Annotated in this window: 12 protein-coding genes; 3 read left to right on the top strand and 9 right to left on the bottom strand. The window is 62.1% G+C overall.

Annotation, left to right across the window (positions count from 1 at the left end; translation table 11 throughout):
- Positions 1 to 3: 3 nt before the first annotated feature.
- The 6 genes from ACRQDJ_RS04170 to ACRQDJ_RS04145 all read right to left on the bottom strand — a co-directional run bounded on the left by ACRQDJ_RS04170 (position 4) and on the right by ACRQDJ_RS04145 (position 4,830).
- A complete protein-coding gene (locus ACRQDJ_RS04170; RefSeq protein WP_435717812.1) occupies positions 4 to 435 on the bottom strand; it encodes a hypothetical protein in 432 nt (143 codons plus the stop codon).
- Between the two features lie 32 nt (positions 436 to 467).
- Positions 468 to 908 carry a hypothetical protein gene (locus tag ACRQDJ_RS04165; RefSeq protein WP_284889115.1) on the bottom strand — a complete coding sequence of 147 codons (441 nt, stop codon included), beginning with the start codon at positions 906 to 908 and terminating at the stop codon, positions 468 to 470.
- Positions 909 to 1,440: 532 nt separating this feature from the next.
- Positions 1,441 to 1,653 carry a hypothetical protein gene (locus tag ACRQDJ_RS04160; protein WP_284889118.1) on the bottom strand — a complete coding sequence of 71 codons (213 nt, stop codon included), beginning with the start codon at positions 1,651 to 1,653 and terminating at the stop codon, positions 1,441 to 1,443.
- A 41-nt stretch (positions 1,654 to 1,694) separates the two neighbouring features.
- Positions 1,695 to 2,600 carry a type II secretion system F family protein gene (locus ACRQDJ_RS04155; RefSeq protein ID WP_284889120.1) on the bottom strand — a complete coding sequence of 302 codons (906 nt, stop codon included), beginning with the start codon at positions 2,598 to 2,600 and terminating at the stop codon, positions 1,695 to 1,697.
- Positions 2,601 to 2,614: 14 nt separating this feature from the next.
- Positions 2,615 to 3,622 (bottom strand): type II secretion system F family protein, encoded by a 1,008-nt coding sequence (locus tag ACRQDJ_RS04150; RefSeq protein ID WP_284889122.1) that lies wholly within the window; start codon positions 3,620 to 3,622, stop codon positions 2,615 to 2,617.
- A gap of 2 nt (positions 3,623 to 3,624) precedes the next feature.
- Positions 3,625 to 4,830 carry a TadA family conjugal transfer-associated ATPase gene (locus tag ACRQDJ_RS04145; protein ID WP_284889123.1) on the bottom strand — a complete coding sequence of 402 codons (1,206 nt, stop codon included), beginning with the start codon at positions 4,828 to 4,830 and terminating at the stop codon, positions 3,625 to 3,627.
- 197 nt (positions 4,831 to 5,027) lie between these two features.
- Here ACRQDJ_RS04145 and ACRQDJ_RS04140 point away from each other — a divergent pair, with 197 nt between their 5' ends.
- Positions 5,028 to 6,086 (top strand): phosphotransferase, encoded by a 1,059-nt coding sequence (locus tag ACRQDJ_RS04140; protein ID WP_284889125.1) that lies wholly within the window; start codon positions 5,028 to 5,030, stop codon positions 6,084 to 6,086.
- Here ACRQDJ_RS04140 and ACRQDJ_RS04135 read toward each other — a convergent pair.
- Positions 6,034 to 9,876 (bottom strand): ATP-dependent helicase, encoded by a 3,843-nt coding sequence (locus tag ACRQDJ_RS04135; RefSeq protein ID WP_284889126.1) that lies wholly within the window; start codon positions 9,874 to 9,876, stop codon positions 6,034 to 6,036. The two genes, ACRQDJ_RS04140 and ACRQDJ_RS04135, sit on opposite strands and share 53 nt — an antisense overlap.
- Positions 9,873 to 13,406, bottom strand: a complete 3,534-nt coding sequence (locus tag ACRQDJ_RS04130; protein ID WP_284889127.1) for a PD-(D/E)XK nuclease family protein — start codon at positions 13,404 to 13,406, stop codon at positions 9,873 to 9,875. The genes ACRQDJ_RS04135 and ACRQDJ_RS04130 overlap by 4 nt, the downstream gene beginning before the upstream one ends.
- Before the next feature lie 196 nt (positions 13,407 to 13,602).
- Between ACRQDJ_RS04130 and ACRQDJ_RS04125 the strand changes: the two genes are divergently transcribed.
- Complete coding sequence (locus tag ACRQDJ_RS04125) at positions 13,603 to 13,827, top strand: DUF3107 domain-containing protein (RefSeq protein WP_087070621.1); 225 nt, start codon at positions 13,603 to 13,605, stop codon at positions 13,825 to 13,827.
- Positions 13,828 to 14,086: 259 nt separating this feature from the next.
- Positions 14,087 to 15,778, top strand: coding sequence for a DEAD/DEAH box helicase (locus tag ACRQDJ_RS04120; RefSeq protein WP_284889128.1), 1,692 nt, complete (start codon positions 14,087 to 14,089; stop codon positions 15,776 to 15,778).
- Between the two features lie 85 nt (positions 15,779 to 15,863).
- Here ACRQDJ_RS04120 and ACRQDJ_RS04115 read toward each other — a convergent pair whose 3' ends face one another.
- A complete protein-coding gene (locus ACRQDJ_RS04115) occupies positions 15,864 to 16,490 on the bottom strand; it encodes a MarC family protein (RefSeq protein WP_026429521.1) in 627 nt (208 codons plus the stop codon).
- Between the last annotated feature and the right edge of the window lie 185 nt (positions 16,491 to 16,675).

Below are 16,675 nucleotides of genomic sequence, written 5' to 3'. Positions count from 1 at the left end.
AGGCTACCTCAGGTCAAGGCGCGCCCGGGCCTGCGCACGTATCGGCACGGGAAGGTCCAGTACCGGAAGCCGCACCGTTTTTTCCAGGGCGACGACGACGCCGGCGCTATCCGCGCGGGTATCTGGCAGCACGCGCTCCGCGGGGAATGTTGCGGCGGCGAGCTGGCGCACGGTGGCTGGGCTGGGATGGCAATCGCTCAGGGGCGCGCTGCTGAAATAGCATTCGCGGGTGATCTCTTGGCTGATCGCGAGCGCGGCGGAATCGGCTTGCCCCTGGAGTGCGTGCCGGGCGGTGAGGATGGTGGCGAGGTAGATGAAACCTAAGCACAGCACGGCGCTGAGCGCCCAGGTTCCCAGGCCCAGGATGAGGATATTGCCGAGTTCCCGGGGTGCTGCTCGTGCCTGCAGTGCCCGAGCTTTCGCCAGGGTGTTCACGGCCGTACCTGTCGAAAACGGTCTAAGGTTGTTCACGGCCGTGCCTCTCGAAAACGATCAACGGTTGTTGAGGCGCTCTGCTCGATAAGAACAGTGCGCCCGAAATAAACGAGCGGAACCGATACCTCAACCGTGACGGTGATGCGTGCTCCCGGGCTCAGGCACGGGTGTGCGGAGCAGGAGATCCGCGGGGGCGCGCCGCTTAGGCCGGCGCTGCTAACCGCAGCATCGCTCACCGCGGCGTGGACAACCGCCCGAGCTCGCGCTGTTCCACTGGCAGTGTTGTCCGCAGTTGCAAAACTGCGGGCTGCTTCCTGGGCTGCCTGCGCGGCGACCGCTCGGGCGCGGGTAATCCCGGTGCTTTCCACGGTAAACATGAGGAGCGGGAGAACAAGCACAATAAGGACCGCAAGGGCTTCCAAGGTGCCGTTTCCCTTTTCGCGGATGCTTCGGTGGTTCACCTGGTTTTTCATAACCGCGCTCCTTTCGCGGGTGGCGGGTGAGTGTTAGCCCCGCGAGCGGTGAGGACGTGTGCGTGGGCGCGCAGTTTGACTGGGTGTGTTCCCAGGAGGGAAGAATATGTTCCGGTGATCTCGACTCGTAGGAAGTCCTCTTCCCCAATGCGGATCATGCTCGCGCTGGCCGTGCACTGACAGGCGGGTAGGCGCGCGGTAATGTCCGCGGTGGCCTGCGTGGCTATTTCAGGAATGCTGAGCTGGCGCACCGCTCCCGCCCGAGCGGCCCGCGCTGCACAATCACGTATCTGTTCGATAGCAAAGACGCGGGATCCGAGAACCGCGAGTGCCAGGGCCGCGAGGACCACCACCCCGGCAAGGAGGCAGAAATCAACGACTGCACTGCCGCGTTCGGAATCTGGCGCGCGAGGAACTGGCGCGCTAGACGTATGCGCGTCAGATGGTGACTTACCGGGAACTGGCGCTCCAAACACATGCGTGTCGGAGAGCGGCTTGCCGGAAAACTGTGCTGCGGGTTCAGGTATCGGTGTCATGAAAAACTCGAGATGCGTTCGATGGCGGTGGAGAAGAGATTCGTGAGGGCCGGGCCGGCTACTGCCCAGATGGCGAGCACAAGACCCACGGTCATGAGGGTGACAAGTACCCAGCCGGGCACGTCTCCGCGTTCGCCGGAATCCGGAGCGGTCCACGTTGCGGTTGGTAAATCAGGGTGGATAAGCGCGCCGTGCGTACTCACTGACATAAGTAGTTCCTTTCGCTAGATAGGTTGGTTGTGGCGGTGGTTTATGGAGAGGTCAGGGGAAGGAAGGTGAGTCGGGCCAGGCCCGGGTAGAGGGCGATGACCACGATGAAGGGCAGGATAAGGAAAACAACGGGAACCATCATGAGGATTTCGCGGCGTCCTCCACGTTCGAGGAGTTGGCGGCGCGCGTAATCTCGTGATTCTTCGGCTTGTACCCGCAAGGTATCTGCGAGTGGGGAACCGTGGGCGAGTGCGGCAAGTAATGCTTCGCATAGGCTTTGCAAGGCCGGGTTGTGTACCCGTTCGTTGAGGTGGCGCAGGGCCGTGGTGAGCGGGTCGCCGGCATAGACATCTCCGAGGGTTCGCCGCAGTTCTTTTCCCACGGCTCCGCCGGCTAAGCTCGCAACGTATTCGATAGCTCCCACGATGCTGGTGCCCGCCCCCACCGCGATACTCAGGAGGTGGGCGATATCGGGAAGTTCGGCGGTGATAGCGCCGTCATGGCGGCGCAGGCGCGCGGTGAGCTGGGAGTCCACTGCAAGGATGGCACCGATGAGGAAGAGGAGGGGGCAGGCGGCCGCGAGCGCCGCGGGTAATCCGCGGGCAAGGCAGGCGAGCCCGAGTGCGATACCGACTGCTCCCGCGAGTACTCCCGCGCGTAATTGGGCAAAGCGGAAGTCTGCGACGTCGCCCTCCCCTAAACGGTGGAGGCGGCTCGTGACCGATGCGTGAGTGGAACCGAATTTTTCCGCACCGCGCAACACCATCCGGACGATGCGATGGGGCAGGCGCGGGCGGGCACCGCCCAGGTAGGGCGCGATGCGTGAGACCAGTGCAGGGCCTGGCCAGAGCCACCACCAGCCCAGGAGTACGAGGCCAGCCGCGGTGATGCTACCGGTAAATACAGGAAGGGGTGCGCGAACAAGTGCGGAAAGGGAAAGAAACATAGGAGCGGCCCCTTCTATACTGCGGCGCGCCGGGCGCGACTGGGACGGGGCGGCGAGGATGGATCAGCCTGTGAGGCTGCCGGCACAGCAGTAGGCAAGGCAACCTGCGAGGCTCCCGGCGATGCTCTCCGTGAGGTTCCCGGTGATACTCCCGGTGAGCCGGCCAGGACGCGTTGCTCTTCGGGGAGTCGGCCCAGGCGGAGCATGAGCCCGTAGGCGAGCAGTGTGGTGCCTAGGCCAATGAGGAGGATGAGGGTGCCGGTAGGCGAGGTGAAGGCATCCATTGTGCCCGGCCTGGTGGAGAGCAGGAGGAGAACGAGCCACGGGGCAAGTGCTGCCACCCGTGCTGCATTGACGGTCCAGGATTGCCGGGCTAGGAGTTCGCCCCGGGCCCGGTTTTCTGCTCGCAGGGATACCGCGAGGGATTCCAGGACGCGGGGTAGATCGTGGCCGCCGTGGCGCACCGCGAGCCGAAGAATTTCGAGGACCCGGTCTGATACCGGGTCGTGGAAGGAATCTTTGAGGCGGGTCAGGGAGGCGTCAAAACTTCCGGTTGTTTCCAGGTGAGTGGCGAAGGAGCGCAGCGCGGGCGGGGCGTCTGGCCGGGTGGCGAGATAAAGAAGAGCTTCGGGGATAGTGCGCCCAGCCCGGAGGGAGGACAGTAGCTTATCGATACGGTCGGGCCAGGCCAGGCGTTGTGTATCCCGCGCTTTCCTACCGGCGTGACGAGAATGCCAGAACGGCAGCCAGAGCCCTACTACTCCCCCGGCGGCGGCGAGGAAAGGATGCCCGGTGCCGAGCACAGCAGCTAAGGCCAGGCCGAGGCCGCAGCAGATACTTATCCCGAGCCGGCGCCAGGAAATTGCGACGCGAGCCGACCCGAGGCGCCCCGGTAGTCCCGGCCAGCGCGGGTCGCCAGTGTGGCGCGGGCGAGCCAAACTACGCGCCCCACCCGGAGTGGACAGAGCACGAATAACCGTGAGGATTCCGGTGGTGAGTAAAGCTCCAACGATCAGTCCCATGGTTAGCTCACCGCCCGGGTAAGAATGCTGCCATCTGGCCCAAGGCCCATGACCTCCAGAATCTGGGCAACCTTACGCTGCCCGCTGGCCGCCCGGGTCACGTGGATGACGAGGTTAATAGTGGCGGCAACGGTGGGCGTTACGAAGCTTGGCGTGATGTTTTCACCGGCGAGGAGCGGGAGGATCTCCAATTTCGTGAGGGCTTCCCGTGCACTATTGGCGTGAATGGTACAGGCCCCGGGGATGCCCGCATTGAGGGCCACAAGAAGATCGAAAGCTTCTGCCCCGCGTACTTCTCCGATAACGATGCGGTCCGGGCGCATACGCAGACTTTCGCGCACGAGGTCGCGGAGCGTCACCGCGCCGCGCCCTTCCAGGGACGGCGGGCGCGTTTGCATCGCAACAACATCGGGAAGGTCGATACCCAGCTCAAAAACTTCTTCAGCGCTGATAAGCCGTTCGGTTGGCGCTATCCCGCCGAGGAGCGCACGCAGGAGGGTGGTTTTACCGGCCCCGGTTGATCCCGATACCAAGATATTGCTCCCGGCGCTCATGGCTGCACTCAGGTAGTCTGCCTGCGCTCCTTCCAGCATCTGCACATTCACCAGATCGCTGAGCTTGCGGGCCCGGACCGTGTATTTTCTGATATTGATCGCCCAATATCGCGCGGTGATATCGGGAATGGCCACGTGGAGGCGTTCCCCGGTAGGAAGCTGGGCATCAACAAACGGGGTGGAGAGGTCCAAGCGCCGCCCGGAGGCATAGAGCATCCGCTCGACCAAGGTGTGGATCTCACTTTCTGCCATCGTGAGATCAATACGAGTGGAAACACCGGAGCGGGCCACAAATATTTTATCCGGGGCGTTGATCCAGATTTCTTCTACCTGCGGGTCGTCGAAGAATTTCTGTAGCGGCCCGTAGCCGCTCAGCTGCGAGATGAGGTGGGAGCGTACGCTCTCCGTATCCGCCAGGGCCGCGTGGTCCCCGCGCACTGATTCGTCATTAAAAGTGGTGAGGGTTTCTCCCACGATGGTTTCCAGGAAGGCGGCGTCACGGCGCGGATCAATTCCGCGGTGCCGAATCGTTTCCCGCACCCGTTCTTCTATGCCCTGCCGGGTGGCGGAAGCAGCGCGATATGCACGGCTGGCCAGGTGCGGTGGGCGAGCCGAGGCGAGGCCCGCGGGCCGGGGATATGCCGTGTCGTGCATGGCACCTCCTTTGAATATTGGGGTGGTGATCGTGGTGAGGTGCTCTCACTGTAGGGTCTCCCGTGTCTGGGAATAGCATCTAGCCGGCTGGCTGTGGATAGGGGATGCATTTCGCGATCATGTGGATAGTTCCGGCAGCCGGCCTATATCCGGGGTGTAGGCAAGCACGTGGCTGAGTTTTCGGATAAATTGAGGGGGTGACTACTTCTCCGCTCTATCTTGCTGCGCTTGCCGTCGGGGCTCTCGGCGTCGAGATTGTCTCCACGCGCCAACCGTTTGTTGAGACGGAAGATTTTGTTTCCGGGTGCGTCCTTGATTCTCAGGGGCGCCACTGGATGGTCAAAGTTCCTCAGAATGGCACGGCGGCGACGTCGTTAGAAGCCGAAGCGGCTCTGGCTCCCCAGCTTTTGGAGGAATTGCGGGCCGGGCGCCTGCCTTTCGATATTATGCGGCCGGCCGGTTTTGTTGATGCTGATACCGGGGGTCGCGCGGTGGTCTACCCGGAGCCTTTTGGGCGGGCGCTGGTTTTCGAAGCTCTCGGTGAGGAAGAAGTGCGGGAAATGGGCCGCACGCTTGCCGCGATTCACAGCATTGACCGGGATGTGGTGGCTCGTTCCGGGTTGCCTGTCTATACGGCTGAGCAGTGGCGCGCGCGGGTGCGGGCCGAACTGGAGGCAGCCGATCAGGAAACTTCCCTTCCTACGATTTTGCGCCAGCGCTGGATGGATGTGCTGGATAGTGACGAGGTGTGGGATTTTGAGGAAACGGTTGTCCACGGTGATGTGGCTTCTGATAATTTCTTGTGGTCGAATGGCTCGGTTGCGAGCGTGCTCGGTTTCGGTGAGGCGCACGTGGGCGATCCGGCCCGGGATTTAGCGGCGATGCTTGTTCTTGATGATGAACAGTGGCCGAGTTTTATTACTTCTTATGAGAATGCGCGCTCGGTTGAGCTGAGGGAAACGGATTACACCCGTATTATTTTCACGTCGGAGTTCGCGATTATTCGCTGGCTCATGTACGGGATTCGTACGGGCAGCATGGAGATTAGGAACGACGCCGTCCAGATGCTCGGCGCGCTGGCCGAGGACGTACGTGAGGCCCCGGATTTGCTCCCCGCTCCCCCGGCATCGGAGCCGGCTTTCACTGACAGTGCTTCCGATGCCGAGGCGAGCGGTGCGGATGAGCTGACCGGGGAAACCGCGGTTACTGCTCCTGATTGGGCAGACCCGCACGAAGCAGAATTTCCTCCTCGCTGAGCTTCCCAGCCCGTAGTTCCTCAGCCCTATTTCCCCGCAGGTATACGAAGGACGCGTCAATATCCCCGAGGGGGATTCCGTGGGCCCGGGACCAGGCAAGCCGGTAAAGGGCAAGCTGGAGTTCGCGGGCCGCTTTCGTTTCCTCGTCGGGGCGCCGCCCGGATTTCCAGTCCACGATAGTAACCGGCGCACGCCCGGGTACCCGTGAGGTGTCGAAAACAGCGTCGAGTGCGCAGTGGACAACATGCCCTCCGATGACCACACCGAGTTGCTGTTCGATGGCGAGGGGCGGATAGCTGGCCCATTCGGATGCTTCGTAATTTTTATACATACACGCGATGTCTTCTGCGCTGAGAACCGGATCATGCTCGAGGGGATCCTCGCTATCAATATCGAGCACGGCGGCGCTCGCGTAACTATCAGCGATTTTTTCGTGCAAGATCGTCCCTAAACGCGCAGCTCGCGAGGGCTGGCGGGGAACCGGGCGGCGTTTATTGAGCAGATATTCTTCGCGGTGTTCGGCCCGATAGACGAGCTCGGTGGCGGTGTAATGCCCGCCCGCCTCGGTGTACTCGGATGTTTCGGCTTGCTGTTTGCGTGCGATAAGCCGGCCGATGACCTGAGTGAGTTCGGCGCGCTGGTCAGCGTCGAGAGTTTCCGCCTCAATGGGGAGGCTGCGGGCCAGGTCACGCGGCCAGGCAAGCAGGTCGGGCGCTTCGAAATAATGCGGTACCGGTTCGAGGGCCGGCGGGTACACAACGTCTTCCCCGAAAATATCGACGAGCTCATCCACGCTCAAGCTATCCGGTGCTATATCCGGGAATCCTTCCGGCAGCTGCACGGAGGAAACCGTGGCAGGCGAGGCAGCCAGCACCAGCTCCCCGCGGGCGGCAGCTTCCCGCACCGCGCTCAGGAAGCACGAGGGCTGCCGCGCTTCAACGCCGAGTGCGTTATCACTCCCATCTGCCGGGGTTTCGGCAGCGTTTTTCTTCGCTTGCTTTTCTGCTTTCTGTACCCGGCCAGACACATCCTTGTCATCTTGGAAACAGTATCCGGCCAGCAGGAGCTCCCGGGTGGAACGGGTAAAGGCCACGTAGGCGAGGCGCCGCATTTCTTCGCTTTCGTGGTACGCCAATTCGTCGAGGAACCGTGCGTAGGTATTCGCGACGGTGATTTTATCGAGATTGCGAGCACCGGCCAGCGTGAATTGGGGCAGGTACGGATAGTCGGTACGCAGGGGGTACGGGAAAATACCGGTATTGCGCGGCCAGGCTTTCACTCCTTCGGTCACTTCGGAGAACTGGCCTTTCACGAGTTCAGGTACGACGACGAGGTCACGCCATTCCAAACCTTTGGCAGCATGGACGGTCATCAATTGGATAACCCCGGGAGTAACATCGACCGCGCTCTCCACCCGCGGAATATCTGCCCCGGATTCTTCTTCCCCGCCGTGTTCTTCTGTTTCCACCACATCGAGCCATTCCACGAATTCGCGCATGCTCCGCTGGCTATCACCGTGCTCGTAGGTGCGGCCCAGGGAGATGAATTGGTCGATGGAGGTACGGACCCGCTGCCCGCCTTCACTGCGGGTAGCGGCCGCGGTATCGAGGCCGAGGAGGTGGACGGCCCGATCAATCTGATCGCCCAAAGCATTATGCAAACCGGAACGCAAGGACGCGAGGGTGGCATTCAAGCGCCGCAAGCGCTCCCAGCCAATGCCGGAGAATTCGGCGCGCGCGGATCGGGCTGCTTGCCTGAGCTCAGCTTCGCCCGTTCCCGCCAGCTCCGCCACATCCGCGTGCTCCCCCGGGTGATCACCAGGGGTGCTTGGGGTGCTTGCCAGGAGCATAAGCGCGTGGAGTGCCTCACCCAAATTGGCTTCGTCACGACTGTTGAGAAGGGGTTGCGCGGTGGCCGACATACCTTCTGCGCCAGGCTCGCCCTCGTGGCCGGGTGCGGCGTCGTCGTTAATAAAACTGGCACGCACGTCACTATCAACTTTGGTGACCGCCACGGCCGCGTAGCGACGCGCCCAGCGCGAGAGCGCGCGGATATCCGCCACCCCGATATTCCAGTGGGCGAGTAAGCGCGCGAGGAGGTCGCCGCGGGCCGGGTTGGCGGCCAGGCCGAGGGCGGCCCGCAGGGTAATGATTTCCGGACGTGCCACCAGCGATTCCCCGCCCACAATCTCAAAGGCGAGGGGTTGAGGCGTGGTGCCTCCAGGGTGTGCGGCAGATTCCCTGGCGAGCTGGCTGTTGAGTTCGCGCAGGGCGGCGGCCATCATATCGATATAGGCACGTTTGCGGCACAGGACGGCGATCTCGGCCCCGCGCGGTGCTTCACCGCGAGCGCGCCGCTCTTCGTTTTCCGCGGCTACCCGCTCGCGTACCGCGAGGATATGCCGGGCGATACTCCGGTAGGAGTCTTCGCGAAGGAGGGTACGGATTTCGCTGACGCGCCCGGCTCCCGCTCCGGGGCGTTCACGCAACCGCAGCGGCGCGATATCGGCACTATCCCCCGCGCTCCCCGCCGTTCCCGCGCTTGTTGGGGCAGGCCTAAGTTCGGGTGGGAAATTCGGGTGGTCGCGATCTTCGCGTAGGAACGTGTCCCGATCCAAGGGAGTGGCGACGGCGTTGCCTGCCGCGAGCACGGCCCGATCATTACGGAAAGCGGTGGAGAGCTGGAGTTTCTCTACGTGCCCGAAAATCCGGGTGGTGTGGCGTGCGAAGTTGGTCAGGGCGGCGGCGCTGGCACCCCGCCACCCGTAGATGGCCTGGTTCGGGTCGCCTACCGCGGTGATGGACAGGAAGCCGTCGCGTTTCGCGGTGAGGGCGCTGAGGAGGAATTGTGCCTGGTTTTCGTCGGTGTCTTGGTATTCGTCGAGCAGGATGAGGCGATACCGGGAGGAGATTTCCTTGGCGATTTGGGGATAGCGGGTCATGATACGCCCAGCGATGGCGACCTGGTCGGCGAATTCGGTGACGTTGAGTTCTTTTTTGAGCTGCAGGTAGGACTCCACTAGCCCGAGCACGACCTGTTGCTGTTTGGGTACTGCCGCTCCCCCCTTCAAATTGGTGAATTTCTTGGAGGCATCCGGGTACCAGCAGCGTGCACTCATGATGCGTGTTGAGTCGGCACATAGTGTTTCCAGTGCGTGATCTTGGGCAGTGAGGAAAGCCCGGGCTTCTTCAAGCTCCACGCCGTTGGTGAGGATTCCTTGGGCGAAGGTGAGGGCATCGTTAATGAGGCTGGAGCGACTGCGTTCGGCAAGGACCGCGGTGCTAGCGCTGCTGGGCAGGGCGCTGACGACCTGGTCCATGAGCTGGACGCGTTCGGCATCGGTGATGAGGCGGGCGGTGGGATCGGCTCCGACCAGCATGCCGTAGGCTCCGGCGATGTCGTTCGCGAAAGAGTTGTAGGTGGATATCACGGGCCTGCGCATGGTGCTTCCCGCGTTGCTTCCTTCCGGGGTGAGGAGGCCGAGTTTTTCCAGGCTGGTGTTAACTCGTTCAGCTAGTTCCCCGGCGGCTTTCCGGGTGAAGGTGAGTCCGAGGACTTCATCCGGGCTCACGTTGCCGCAAGCGAGGTGGTAGGCGATCCGGTCCACCATGGTTTTTGTTTTGCCCGATCCGGCTCCGGCAACGACGAGGATAGCCGGGACCGTGGAGGTGATGACCCGGCGTTGTTCCGCGGTGGGTGGGTGTTCTTGGCCGGCGAGGATGCGTTCTAGAGCGGTATCGGGTTCCGCTGGCGCCTGCGCTTCAAAGTATTCGTGGGGTGTGGGTGTCATGAGAAGATCCGTCCTTCTTGCGTCAGGGGACTAATGGATTGAACCCGGTCATTGGCTTCTTCCAAACTGGGCGAGACCGGTACGAAGCCGCTCACCGCGATCTGGGCGGCGCTACGCACGCGATCTTCCGCGCGAGCTGCACTCACCTCATCAAGAGGTGCTTGGGTGAGAACGGAGGGGCTGTGCTGTTTCTTCAGGAAATTATGCGGGTGGACGTACACGAGTTCCGCACCGGCAGCCGTGTGTTTTTCATTGAGTGCCCACTGGTAGACCTGGAGCTGGGCGTGGTCCTCCGCTTGTGCCTCGCTGGGCTTATATTTTCCGGTTTTCAGGTCAATGACCCGGGCTCCTTCCCCGCGGTTGACGAGGCGGTCAATGGAGCCGGATACCCGTACGGGCGGGGTGCCGGGTAGCTCGCGGCTAATCCGGTGTTCCACGCCTAGCAAGGTGTCCTCCCGGTGGGAATCAAGATAGATATAGAGGTTATCGACCATGTCACTGGCTTGGTCGAAAAGGAGTTTGTCGTAATGTGTGGGAGTTTCGGATAGTTTTTCAGGCCAGAGTTCTACCAGCCGGGCGTGCATCTGCTCCTGGTTGGGTTCTTCGGCGAATTCTTCCGCGATACGGTGAACTAGGGTTCCGATGGAGGCGCTTTCGGTGCCTTCTTCCGAGCGCAGGCCCACCGCGGAACAGAATCCGTCAAGCGGGCAGGCAAGAAGGGATTCCACCGCTGAGGGGCTCACGTAGACCGGGCCGGGTACCGCTGCTTCGGTTGAGGTGGCGAGCTCATCCATCCAGGTGTGCGGATCCGCCGCGCTAAATCCGGCGCCACGCATTTTCTCCAACGCGGCCCGGGCGAAATCGCTAGATTCTCCCCCGGCGCGCAGTGCCCGGCGCAGTACCCCAACGGTTTCCTCACCGCTGAGGAGCGCGGGCGGAATCGGTTGGGCAACGAGGGGCCGGTGCCCGAGGGGAAGGGTCATACCCCAGCGTGGATCACTCAGCGAGCGCACGGTGCGTGGAAGATTAGAACCGCTCAAGGCTCCCGCTCCGGCACGTGCACCCACGCCCGCGCTAGTACTTGTTCCGGCTGAATTTTCCGACATATCAAAACCGAGCAGGGGGAAGAAGCGCGAGGGGGTATCTCCCATACTGTCCGTGGTGGTCACGAGGAGACTGCGCCGGGCCCGCGTGACCGCGAAATGTAATTGGCGCAGTTCATCAGCGATAACCGCAGACGTGGAATCACGATAGACCACACTGCCTGCGTTAGCCGCGCTTCCTGCACTAGCCGCAGTTCCTGTGGTAGCTGCACTTCCTCCGCTAGCCGCGCTTCCTGCACTAGCCGAATCGCTTGCACCAATCGCAGTGCTTGCATCAACCCCGGTGCCCGAACTGGCCCCACCGGTGAACCTTCCGGTCACAAGTTCGCTGAGAAGTCCGGTACCCGTGAGGGCATCACGCGGGCGCGGATTAGGCCATACTCCATCCACCACGTGCATGAGGACAATATGATCCCATTCGCGCCCTTGGGCCCCCGCGGGAGTGAGGAGGGAAACGCTATCAGCTTCCGCCCCGCCCCGAGCGATGGAATCTTCGGGGAGTTCTTGAGAACTCACTTCCTCCAGGAGAGTATCCACCGTGACAGCCGGGTCGCGATCAGCCATGCGTTGCGCCACCCGGAAGAGGGAAATAACCGCATCGAGATTCCGGTTGGCCCGATCCGCATCCGGGCCGTGCCCGAGGGCTAGTTGTTGCCATTCTTCGGATTTTCCAGCTCCCTCCCACGCGGCCCACAGTACTTCTTCCGCTTGCATGGCGCAGGCCTCCCCCGCTTCCCGAATACGGGCAAGTAGAGCGCGCAGAGGTTCGAGTTCCGCTGCGGTGGGCCCACCGCCCCCTAGGACTGCCCCGGTGAGAAGTTCTGCTTCACTCCCACGCTGCCCGGAGAGGAGAGCTTGGGCGCGCAGCCACCGGCCTACCCTTTTGATTTCGAGGGGGTCCATTCCGATGATGGGTGAGGCGAGTAATGCCGGGATATCAACGCTCTCAGGGGTGGCGAAGGCGTGCGGGCCGCTGGTGAAGGCAGCGCGGATGAGATCAAAGAGTGCGGCGACTGCCGGTTCGCGATGCAGGGGCTCATCACTAGCCAGGGGCGCTACCGGTATGCCGCGCCGCACGAGTGCATCGCGGATCCGCCCGTGGTCACTGCGCGCACGGGTAAATACCGCCATCTGCGCGTAGGGGACGCCGGTGCGCAGGTGCATTTCTTCCAGGTAGGAAGCCACGTAGGCGATTTCTTCTTCCATGTGGGCGAAGCTGGCTCCGCGCAGTGCATCATTCCACGGATCGGTTGGCCCGCCGGGAAGTTGATCGGATATCCGCGAACTTGCCGCTTCTGCATTCACCCTGGCACCGTCACCATTGCCACTGGTGCTACCGCTGCCATGATCCGAGAGCACCGGCCCGGCACCGCGGTGGGCGTGCACGCCCCCGCCCACCGGGAGGGCCTGCTCGATGCGCTGGGCTTGGCTAATAAGGGCGGGACCGCCGCGGTGCCGAACCTTGAGGTAAACAAGATCTGCATCCAAGCCGCGCGGAGCGGGATAAGCAAGATCGCCCGGGAGGGAATGCACCCCGCCGCGGAAGCCCTGGACCGCGCTATCGGGATCACCGGCTACGATGATCCGGGTTCCCTGATCACGCATCACCCGCAAGAGGGGAAGCATGGAACGCGGAGCATTCTGGGCATCATCAACAAGGACCATTGCCCAGCGCGGGCGCGGCACCGGGACCGTACGGCCCGCTGCCGCCAGGTGTTCTTCCCACTCCGAGAGCATATGGGTAGCCGCACCGACGAGCTGGCTGTGATCAAGACGGTCCGGGCTAGCGGCCGAACCGGCCAGCGCATCCCCCAAGGTGCGCACCTCATCGTACCGGCGCATAAGCGCGCCGGCCAGGCGCCACATCTGCGCTTGAAGTTCAGGCACGCTCCCGTTTTCTGCCCAGGCTTCCAGCTGGCTAGCATCCAGACCGAGTTCGCGAGCGCGAGTGATGAGATTGCGTAGCTCTTGGCGTAATCCGGGAAGATCACGCACATCCTCGGTAACAAAATCGGGGAAATGGATGCCCGAGTATTCATCACTGAGAATCTCACGCACGATGCGATCCTCATCAGGACCGGAGATCAATTCGGGGTTTTCCCGCCTCAGTGCTTGGGCATAGCGCTGCACAATGGCGTAGGCGAAAGCAGAAAGGGTGCGAACCTCCAGATTTTCGGGCCGCACCCCGGCCGCCAAGGTGAGCAGGTGTTGGAGGCGTGCTGCGGCCCGCCGATCTTGGGTGATGACCGCAATATTTCCTTCCTGGAGAGCCGCGCGGGCAATATGGGCGAGGACGGTGGTTTTCCCACTTCCAGGCGCGCCAATAATGCTCAGCGTGCCCGGGGCTAAGCCGCCCGCGGACCGTGCCAGAGCCGCGCTGACCGCTGCCTCTTGTGAGGCATCGAGTTGTTCGACGATCCTGTCCACCACGATCCTTTCTTCGCAGGTGCGTTGTTAGGATTAACCATACGAGAGGCTTACGACAAAATTTTTTGTCGTAAGGGGCCGCTACTGTGGAGGCATCGCAAACGCTACTGTGAATGCATCGCGAAGATGAGCTATCCGGCTCTCTCGCGGCGGTGCCCTCCGGCTCCGCATCCCTAGAGTATTCAAGGAGAAACATATGGAAATCGTTATTGGTTTTCGTGAAACTACCCGTGATCTGATTTTGGAAACGGATGCCTCGGTTGAGGAATTGCGCGCGCTTGTCGATGCCAGCCTGGGTGGAGAAGGCAAGCCCCTGCGTATCACCGCGAAGAAGAATCGTGAGGTAACCATTCCCGCTGATGCTATTGCTTTCGTGGAAATCCGCGAGCAGGATACCCGCCGGGTTGGTTTCGGTCTCTAGGAAATTCGTGGTGCGCGGGAGGTCGCAGCGGCCCGGCCGGCGTAGTGCCGTAGAATAGCCGGGAGCCTGAGGTCGTGTACACCGCCTCCAGGCGTGATTGATATGTGTAGCTGCCCGGTCGCTGGGGATTGTCGCGATCGGCTGCTACCTCGGGTGGCGTGCTCGGTCGCCGGTGCGTAATCGGCTGATGTGGCATATATCGCAACTGCTGCACCCACCCCTAGCTCGTGCGCGCTAGCGCACGCAGAAAGGACAGCATATGGCTTCCGGAGTGATTGATTCCTCCCGCGCTCATGAACCCACCGACACCTCCCCCGCCGCTGATATCACCGGCACAGGTGAAGGCCTCGAAACCAAGTCTTTCGCGGATTTCGGAGTTTCCGAACCTATCGTTCGTGCCCTGGAAGAGCACGGCATTACCCACCCCTTCCCGATCCAGGCACTCACTCTTCCCGTTGCCCTGACCGGGCACGACATTATCGGGCAGGCGAAAACCGGCACCGGAAAAACTCTCGGTTTCGGTATCCCGCTCCTCGAAGTCTCGATAGGCCCGGGAGAAGAAGGTTGGGAGAATATCCCGCCGGCAGATCAGGGTAAGCCCCAGGCACTCGTCGTGCTTCCTACCCGTGAGCTGGCCAAACAGGTTGCTTTGGAGCTGCGTAACGCCGCCGCCCACCGCACCTTGCGTATCGTCGATATTTACGGTGGACGCGCCTATGAACCCCAGCAAGAAGCCCTGGCTAAGGGCGTTGAAATCGTGGTGGGCACCCCGGGCCGCATCATCGACCTCATGAAACACGGTACCCTCGTGCTCAGCCGGGTGCGCACCGTGGTCCTCGATGAGGCCGATGAAATGCTCGACCTCGGTTTTTTGGACGACGTCGAAAAAATCCTCTCCGCCGTTCCACCTACCCGCCACACCATGCTCTTCTCGGCAACCATGCCCGGCCCCGTCATCACCATGGCGCGCCGCTACATGACGAAACCGACGCATATTCGCGCCCATACCCCCGGTGATGACAGCGCCACCGTGAAAAATATTCGCCAGGTTGCCTACCGCGTCCACGCCCTGAATAAAGACGAAGTGGTTGCGCGTATCCTCCAGGCCCGCGGCCGGGATCGCTCCATTATTTTCTGCCGCACCAAGCGCAACGCGGCCCGCCTGGCCGATACCTTGCGCGAACGCGGATTCGCGGTGGGATCCCTGCACGGAGATCTGGGCCAGGGAGCCCGGGAACAAACCCTTCGGGCCTTCCGCAAAGGCAAGATTGACGTGCTTGTTGCAACCGATGTTGCCGCCCGCGGTATTGACGTGGACGATGTCACCCACGTCATCAACTATCAGTGCCCCGAAGATGAAAAGATCTACATCCACCGTATCGGGCGCACCGGCCGGGCCGGAAATAAGGGCACCGCGGTCACCTTCGTGGACTGGGAAGATATGCCCCGCTGGTCGCTTATTAGCAAGCAGCTCAACCTCGGGATGGCCGATCCGGTAGAGACCTACCACACTTCAGATCACCTCTACACCGATCTTGATATTCCCACCGATGCTGGCTCTACTCTCCCCGAATCCCAGCGGGTGCTGGCCGGTCTGGATGCCGAAGAGATCGAAGATCTGGGCGAAACCGGCCATTCGCGAGGCGGGCGCAGGAATTCTCAGCGTCGCTCGGCCCGCCAGGGCGGGCGCCGCGGCCCGCGCGAACGCGGGAGCGAGCGGCGTTCTTCTTCCACCCGTGGATCGCGCCGTGCCACGTCCACGGCCACAACGACGGAGGGGCAGCGCTCGGGAAGCGGGCGTCGTCGTACTGAAGAAAAAGAGCAGCGCAGCGCTTCCGGGCGCACCCGCCGCAAGCTCGGCACCCCTCGCACGCGGGCCGAAACTCCCGCGGTTAGCGAGCAGGCAGGAACGCAACGGCGTCGTCGTAAACTCTCCCGCAAACTGGACTAAGGCGGATTAACAAGCGCAGGCGGGCACCTCCACATTTCCCGGAGGTGCCCGCCTGAACTTTAAGAATTGCGTGGGAAAGAAGAACCTACGCGGCGCCCGGCCACACGGAAACTGCGCCGGCAATAATGAGCTGCACCGAAATAGCGGCCAGCAGCATCCCGGCAATGCGGGTGAGGAACACCGTGCCGCCCTCGCCGAGGAGCCGGTGCATGGGCGAAGCGAAACGCAATACCACCCATTCAATAATGTGCAGCAGGATAAAAGCGGCGATAATCGCGAGGATGCCGCCCAGGGTGTCGCCGGATTCCTCCACCTTGATCATGATGGCGACGATCGCGCCGGGGCCGGCTAGCAGCGGAATCCCCATGGGAACCAGGGCGATATTCACCGAAGAAGCCTTTGCCTCTTCTTCTTGCGGATTGGATTCGTCTTGCATGAGCTGGAGGGCGACAAGCAAGAGCAAAATACCGCCCGAAATCTGCATGGCGGCGGTGGTAATACCCAGCAAATCCAGAATGTATTTACCGAAAACCGCGAAAATCGCTAGCACAATCGCGGAGGTGAGGACCGACTGCCAGGCCGCGCGATTGCGTTCCTTATTGGTATTACGCGCGGTGAGCGCGATGAAAACCGGGAGGTTACCTAGCGGGTCGGCGATAACGAACAGGGTCATGAAGGTGGACAAGAAGATCGTGACATCAAAGACGGCCACGGGGCAGTACCTCCTGATTCTCCCCGGCGACCAGGTCCTCCACATCCGCAGGAGCGGTTTTACACCGAGCCGGACTTATAACGACACCATCCTAGGACATCCCCGCGAGAATCGAAAAGACATCCTGAAAATTTTCACGGCCGCGCCCGCGCCGGGTAGGAATGGCGCTCGCAGGTACCCGGCTC

Source organism: Actinotignum urematis, from assembly GCF_051264595.1.
Lineage (GTDB): Bacteria > Actinomycetota > Actinomycetes > Actinomycetales > Actinomycetaceae > Actinotignum > Actinotignum timonense_A.
The sequence above is the reverse complement of the archived record's forward strand: the minus strand, read 5'-3'. Positions and strand labels throughout refer to the sequence as shown.